We start from the raw sequence: 6,641 nt of genomic DNA on the forward strand, positions 1-6,641 counted from the left end.
GTTGGCATCAGTCCCATCGAAACGCGCGCTGACATTCTCGCTTAATCGTAAACTAGGCTGGCCAGATCAAACGCGCCAGTCGACACAAACCGGTTCACCCTGTCGTCAAACAAAAGACGTACCGGCAAATCCTCGCCATGAACCGTTCCCCAGAACACCTTGCCATAGGTCGAATGGTCGACTCGCGCCTTGATCGTGTTGCGATCAGACTGCAAGCGTCCCGTTTCACCGTCATCCTTGACTTCGATCAGCGCGATACCATCGGGTTTCGAGCGGCGCGCCACGCCCACAGCAAAATCGGGGAAAAAGTTGCTGCCGTCGGGCAGCACCAGTTTTGGCGCCCATTTGGTGTTTTCTGTGCAGCGCAGCCACCATAAAATTGTGCCGCTGCTGTCCTTGTCGAGCAGCCGGGCAAATGCGCTTTCCGGGCGATTCATGCCAGAGGGAAAGATGCCATGTGCGGCTTTTTCGGCACGCTGCAATCCCTCAACGTCAACTAAGTTCAAGGGGATCCGATCTCCGTCTTCAACCGTCATGCGCAGACGTTGCGCCGCACGCACGGCGTCACGCATCGCTTGCTGTTGCTCCAGCGCAGCGAGCGCCACGCCGCGCCTGAGCATGCGCTCGTCGGTCGGCACGGCTCTTTCATCCGCAACGCGCTCCAGCGCCCGCAAGATCGAGCGCTTCAGGTCGCGCGGATCGATTTGATCGTTAAACTGGAAGGCTGCCTGAGCCAAATCATCAACGCGAGCAGCAGAGATCGGCACATTCAGCCGCTCCGACAGCTCGCTGCGGTTCTGGAACAACTCGCGCAGTCGCAGTTCGCCGGCTTTTCCGCGTTCCAGCAGGTAGTCGGCGATGGGAATACGTTTTACGAATTCACGGCCAACTATCTCAGCGAAGTCGGCGCCGGCTGCCTGGATAGCCGGCAATTCTTCTCGTTTCATCGTTTCGGGCAGACCCAGCTCGATGCGCAGTCGATAGAGCGTCGCGCGACTCCGCGCCGGGCTACCTCCACTTTTTACTTGCTGCTGCTGGATCGGCAGATCGCCGAACAAGTCGCCCGCCACGCCCGCGTCGACAGCTTTGAGCAGCCGCTCCTGAAATTCGGGGGGTTCGTTGCGCGCCGAGGGAAACAGCACACCCTGTTCCACCAGTTGGTCGATGCGCTGAGTTCGCTCCTCGCTTGAGTACAGTCCTTCCCCACGTATCGCCTGGATGTCCTGCAATACCAGCGCGCCGCTGCCGAACTGCACGACGTTCAAGTGGTCGGTGATCGTGTCGATGGACTCTCGCACGGCCTTCAATTCAGCCACCGCCGCATCAAGGCCGCCCTGCAATTCCGGGTCGGTCAGCACCACAAAGCCGTTGTCAAGCAGGGGAACCGTCTTGTGCAAATGCCGCACTGCAGGATGCACACGCATAATGCGCCCTACTATCTGTAAGCCGAATTGAACGCCGCGGTTTGGTCGCACGGAAACCAGCGTCCAGGCGCGCGGCGCGTCAAAACCGGTCGCGACAGCCACCTTGAAAATCAACACCTCTACATCGGGATCATGGGCGAAGGCATGGAAGTCAGGGTCCGGCTTGCCTGACGTGTGCGACTTGATCGCGGCGGCAGGCACGCCAAGCTGTACAAGCTTTTCGCGCACGCGTCCGACAGGGTCAGCCTGGCCCGTCTTCTGGTCTTCGACCTGAACCAGCATCAGGGGCGTAACGGCGATACCACGATCGGACAGTTCGTTCCTAATCTTCTTGTGGCGCGCCCAGCCGGCGGCGAACGCGGCCTGTTCAGGATCGACCAGCTTGCTGTCTTCCTCACCAAACGTCACAATGCCCAACACAAGGCCGATCTTGTTCAGTCCCGCGTCGACCACCGCCTGACGGTCGACGACCACCCGGCTTTCAACACGTATGCCCGCCTCTTTCTCAAAGGACTCCAGCTTTTCGTCATTCGGCGTCGCGGTGGCGAGAATTGTCGCGTCAGGTTTCAGCACATTCAGATAGAATTCGGCTGCGGCGTGGGCTGAGGTGCCGAAATTCACATGCGCCTCGTCAATAACCACGCCGATAGAAAAGCCCTTGTCGCGCAGTTCGCTGATCAAATCGTCAATCGAGCCGGAATCCTCGGCCCGTCGGCGCACCTTTCGCGCGTCGGCATTGTTGGCAGCGACGGTCGCCCAGGTCTGCACAAAAACATCGCCGTCGCGAGTGCTTTCCGCTGTCCTATCCTTGGCAACCTCACGCAGGCGCAGCGACGGGCATTGCGCTGACAACGCGTCCTTGGTCTGCTCGACCAAGCCGACAAACGGGGTGAACCAAAACCAGGCGAATTTGCCAAGCACCGCGCCGCGCAGGCTTTCCAGGGTCCGGCCAAGGATCAAAGTCTTGCCGGCGGCGGTAGGCGCCTGCAACAAGACCACGCCAAGCTCACGTGCGATTATCTCGCGCTGCACTGGATTTTCGACCTGCAACCCGGCAATGCGCCTGACCGTGTCGCGAAGCGCGTCGCGCGCCTTCGACTGGTAGCCTGCGAGGGTATGCAGCGTGTCGCCAGCCCTTCTTGCAGGCTCGGCGCTCATTGCTGGAATCTTTGTTTTAGAACTTCGCGCACCGCGCGCAACTCGATCGTATCAGGAAGATCCCATTCGCGGATGGCGCCAGGTGTCCACGCGTAAACAAATACGGGCCGCCCCGCAGGCTGCAGCTCAAGGAAGACGCGCAAAGCCTGATCCGGCTTGTCGGCAAAAACCAACGTCGATTCGTCGCTTTCATGCGCATTGAACGGTGCGTCCGCGTCAAACACGGTCAGCGGCAGGCCGTGCATGGCCTCGACCGCCGACCACATTTCCTGCGGTTCGACGTCATAGTCGAGGTCTTCGAATTCAACCTCGCGCATGCGCAGATAGGCAAAGCCGGCGGAAAGCTCGGTATGTTTACCCTCCTCCAGTCGGTTCAAGCGACGGATACGCTCGGAGGTTACGTCGCGGGCGAGGTTCTTGTCGGGCTCTTCCTCAGTCTTTTCGGTGGAGGAAACCAGGATGAAACGTCGGTCGCCGCCATCCTCGGCAATAAGCAAATTCGCGCTGAGGAGCGCGCGGATCTGCGGCCGTGGGGGGCCTCGGTCTTCGGCGCGGAAATATTGCATTTGCGATGACCTGAAGGCCTCTGGCGGAGTGGTCATATCGGCTGCTATGTACGGCTAGGTGGAAGTGTGTCGATAGATTTCCTATCGCAGCGAATAGGCCGTCACATAAGCATTGCGCTGAGCTTTGTATTTGATTTGGCTCGGCCACTACTACGCTGCGCCAGAAACTAAAATGGGGGGACGAAATGCCACGCAAACATAAGATTTCAGCATCTGCCTTAAATATAAAACTGCACCCGCACACTGCCTGCTTCTGATTTACTCGTTTCTTCTAATGATTGCGGCAGCGCTCGCGGTCTATCGATTGGCGCTTATCAAAGATCCATCAGACGGTTAACGTAGAGGGACGTGGGTTTATGCTGCGAGCCATGAGATGCTGCGATCCTGCATCGAGGCAAGCTGCAGATTCTCCTCGTCTGTGGCGCACCCGACAGGATTCGAACCTGTGACCTCTGCCTTCGGAGGGCAGCGCTCTATCCAGCTGAGCTACGGGTGCTTTCCGGAATCCGGAAAACGAACCAGCCGATGAACCGGCAAGTCACGGCTTCTTAGCGGAAGCAGGCGCGGGCTTCAACGGGCAATTGGAGATTGGCTCCGCGACTTGGCTCGGTGCGCCCTGGCTACGGCCTATGAGGTTCGCGCCCGCCCGCCCTTCCCAGGCTCAGGGCGTTCGTCGTTCGAAAAACCAAGCAATTGGCTTTTCGTCCGCTGCGCGGACCACTCCTCACCCCGCCTCACTCTTCACCGCCCGCCTTCTGCGCACAGCGCGCTTGGGCTTCTTCGCGCCCGCCAGTTCGTGCATCGCATCCAGCTGCATCTGCTGCATTTCGGCCAGGCGGGTCCATTGGCGCGAGATGAGGTAGTCGAGTTTTTCGTGCAGATGGCGCACTTCGAGCTCGGCCTTGAGGTTGACGCGGTAGTCGTTGAAGGAGCGCAGGCGGTCCTTGGACTCCTGCCGCCGCTGGCTCATCATGATGATCGGCGCCTGGATGGCGGCGATGCAGGAGAGCAGCAGGTTGAGCAGGATGAAGGGGTAGGGGTCGAAGGCGGCGCTCATGCCGGCGATCAGGTTGATGCCGATCCACACCAGCAGCACGCTGCCGAACGAGATCAGGAACCACCAGCTGCCGCCGAAGGAAGCCATGTTGTCGGAGACGCGGTCGGCGAACGTCCGGTGCTCCTCGAATTCCTCTTCCGAGTTTTCGGAAATGGTGTCCTGCCTGGCGATCGATTCGACCACCTGGCGGTCGAGCTCGGAGAATTCGCCGTGCTCCTGCTGGAGAAGCTCCTCCATGTAGCGCATGCGGTAGCGGCCGAGCTCGGCGCGGCTGATGCGGGCGCCGGCCGGCAGGTCGGGATGGTCCGACCGGATGCGGTCGGCGAGGCTCGGGCGCAGCGTGTCGATGCGCACCAGATCGCGCTTGCGGAATTTGCGGCCCGATATGGCCGACGGTTTTTTCTTCGGCTTGCCGCGGTGGGCGCCTGGGCCCGCAGGTTCGGAGTCCGGCACTTCGGGCGTCTCGAAGTGCTCGTCCGACACCGGATCGGCCTCCAGCTCACTGAGGGTCGGCGCCTCGAAATATTCGCCGCCGCTGTCGTGCTGGTTGTCTTCCGCCTGCTCGGGCGTTTTGGGGACGGTGCTCATGATGCGGGCTCCTGAGGGTGCTGGGCGACGTATGCCGCAACATCGCCAGCATCGCGACGGATTTCGTGGGACTACAAGTGTTTTGATCGCTTCCCGACTTCGTCATCCACGGGCGGAGCGGGAGCGAAGCGGACGCGCAGACCCGAGGATCCATGCCGCGACCTGCGAGTGTCGCTTGCGGTGAAGAACTTGCCCGATGTTTGCGCCAATCACCCCCCTCTGTCCTGCCGGACATCTCCCCCGCAAGGAGGGAGATTGACTGTCATCCCGGATTTCGCCAATTTCCACCGTCACATGAGTGAGCGTAGCGCCGAAGCCGCTGATCTCCCCCCTTGCGGGGGTTGAGGAGCGGTCCGCGCAGCGGGCGGAAAGCCAATTGCTTGGCTTTCCGAGCGACGAACATCCGGCAGGACAGAGGGGGGTGCTGTCCCGCCAACGTGCACAAGGTTCTGCACGGCTGCGGGCAATAAAAAACCCGCCTTGCGGGCGGGTCACGTTTCCAGTGGGTCAATTGGCGCGACTCGGCACCATACCCAAAACAGTAGCGTAGCTGCCCTCACCAGTCAAGAAAAAATTCCTATCCATCACCGGGCGCCCAGACGCGAACCGCGCCGCGGCCACTACTGCTCGGCGAACATCAGCCTCGTCTTGGCGCCGTCCATGGTCGGCGACAGGCTCCGCTGGATCAGCGCTTCGACATGGTCGTTGCGCTGGCGGGCTGAGGCGGCGCCCATCACCACGACGATCAGATTGCGGCCGTCGGCATTGTAGGAGGTGACGATGTTGAAGCCCGAGGCCCTGATGTAGCCGGTCTTGATGCCGTCGACGCCGCGCACGCGGCCGAGCATGTCGTTGTGGCCGCGCACCAGCCTGCCGCGGAACATGAAGTCGCTTTCGGAGAAATAGTGGAACTGGTGGGGAAAGCGCTGACGCAGCGCCATGCCGAGCACCGCCATGTCGCGCGCCGTCGTCATCTGGCCATCGTCGGGCAGGCCCGACGCGTTGCGGAAGCTGGTGCTGGTCATGCCGAGCTGGCGGGCTTTGGATGTCATCATGGCGGCGAACTGATCTTCACTGCCGCCGAGATATTCGCCGACCGCCACCGCCACGTCGTTGGCCGATTTGACGACGATGGCGCGGATCGCCGAATCGACGTCGATGCTTTCGCCGCGCCGGAAGCGCATCTTGGTCGGCGGCTGCGAGGCGGCATGGTCCGACACCGGGATCTGCGTCTGCTTGGTGACGCGGCCGGACTCCAGAGCATCGAACAGCAGATAGAGCGTCATCATCTTGGTCAGCGAGGCCGGATAGCGCTGCGCCGTGGAGCTGACTTCGAACAGCTGCTTGCCGGTCCTGGCGTCGACGACGATAGCGGCATATTTCTGCGCCGGCGCCGGCACGGCCAGCACGCTGTCGGGCGGCGTCGTGGCGCAGCCGGCAAGCAGCACCAGCAGGGCGAGTGCCGCAAAAACTCTCTGGATGAGCGGAAGGGGACGCAGGTTGGACAAGGGCAGGACTGTTCTGGGTCGGCTGTTGCTGAGATGAGACGAAGCTAACGTAACGCAAGTGATGCGTCCATTTGGTTAATGGCCGACAGTCCCAGGATTGTCGAGGGCATAGATCTGGTTCCTCGCCCCACGAAGTGGGGAGAGGTGGCCGCGCAGCGGACGGAGAGGGGATTTCGTCGGGCGCCATCTCCAAACGAAATGTATCGCAACCTTACCTGGCACGGCCGGCGCCGTTCCCCCGCTCCGTCTCGGCTCCGCCGAGCCACCTTGTATCTACACGAGAGAGATTTCGTGGGATTAGAGCGATTGAGCCAAGGTCCGGGCGGCCGCCCGGACCTTG

4 protein-coding genes and 1 tRNA gene are annotated in these 6,641 nt (G+C 61.3%); all 5 read right to left on the bottom strand.

All coding sequences use genetic code 11. The features are described 5' to 3' along the window. Positions 1-41: 41 nt before the first annotated feature. The gene (locus tag NKJ67_RS33870; RefSeq protein ID WP_352585701.1) at positions 42-2,582 is read right to left on the bottom strand and encodes a DEAD/DEAH box helicase; all 2,541 of its coding nucleotides are present in this window, start codon (positions 2,580-2,582) and stop codon (positions 42-44) included. Beyond that, a complete protein-coding gene (locus NKJ67_RS33875; RefSeq protein ID WP_352585703.1) occupies positions 2,579-3,148 on the bottom strand; it encodes a site-specific DNA-methyltransferase in 570 nt (189 codons plus the stop codon). The genes NKJ67_RS33870 and NKJ67_RS33875 overlap by 4 nt, the downstream gene beginning before the upstream one ends. A gap of 419 nt (positions 3,149-3,567) precedes the next feature. Continuing rightward, a tRNA-Arg gene (locus tag NKJ67_RS33880) sits at positions 3,568-3,644 on the bottom strand. Between the two features lie 228 nt (positions 3,645-3,872). Next, positions 3,873-4,793 (bottom strand): DUF1003 domain-containing protein, encoded by a 921-nt coding sequence (locus NKJ67_RS33885; protein WP_128306092.1) that lies wholly within the window; start codon positions 4,791-4,793, stop codon positions 3,873-3,875. A gap of 620 nt (positions 4,794-5,413) precedes the next feature. Continuing rightward, positions 5,414-6,301, bottom strand: a complete 888-nt coding sequence (locus NKJ67_RS33890) for a D-alanyl-D-alanine carboxypeptidase family protein (RefSeq protein ID WP_352585705.1) — start codon at positions 6,299-6,301, stop codon at positions 5,414-5,416. Positions 6,302-6,641 lie beyond the last annotated feature (340 nt).

Origin of the sequence: Mesorhizobium sp. M0088 (assembly GCF_040322895.1) — a bacterium.
Taxonomy (GTDB): domain Bacteria; phylum Pseudomonadota; class Alphaproteobacteria; order Rhizobiales; family Rhizobiaceae; genus Mesorhizobium.

What these genes read in the sequence shown, in the direction of transcription:
- NKJ67_RS33870 (WP_352585701.1), bottom strand. Translation starts at nt 2,582, where the DNA reads ATGAGCGCCGAGCCTGCAAGAAGGGCTGGCGACACGCTGCATACCCTC.
- NKJ67_RS33875 (WP_352585703.1), bottom strand. Translation starts at nt 3,148, where the DNA reads ATGCAATATTTCCGCGCCGAAGACCGAGGCCCCCCACGGCCGCAGATC.
- NKJ67_RS33885 (WP_128306092.1), bottom strand. Translation starts at nt 4,793, where the DNA reads ATGAGCACCGTCCCCAAAACGCCCGAGCAGGCGGAAGACAACCAGCAC.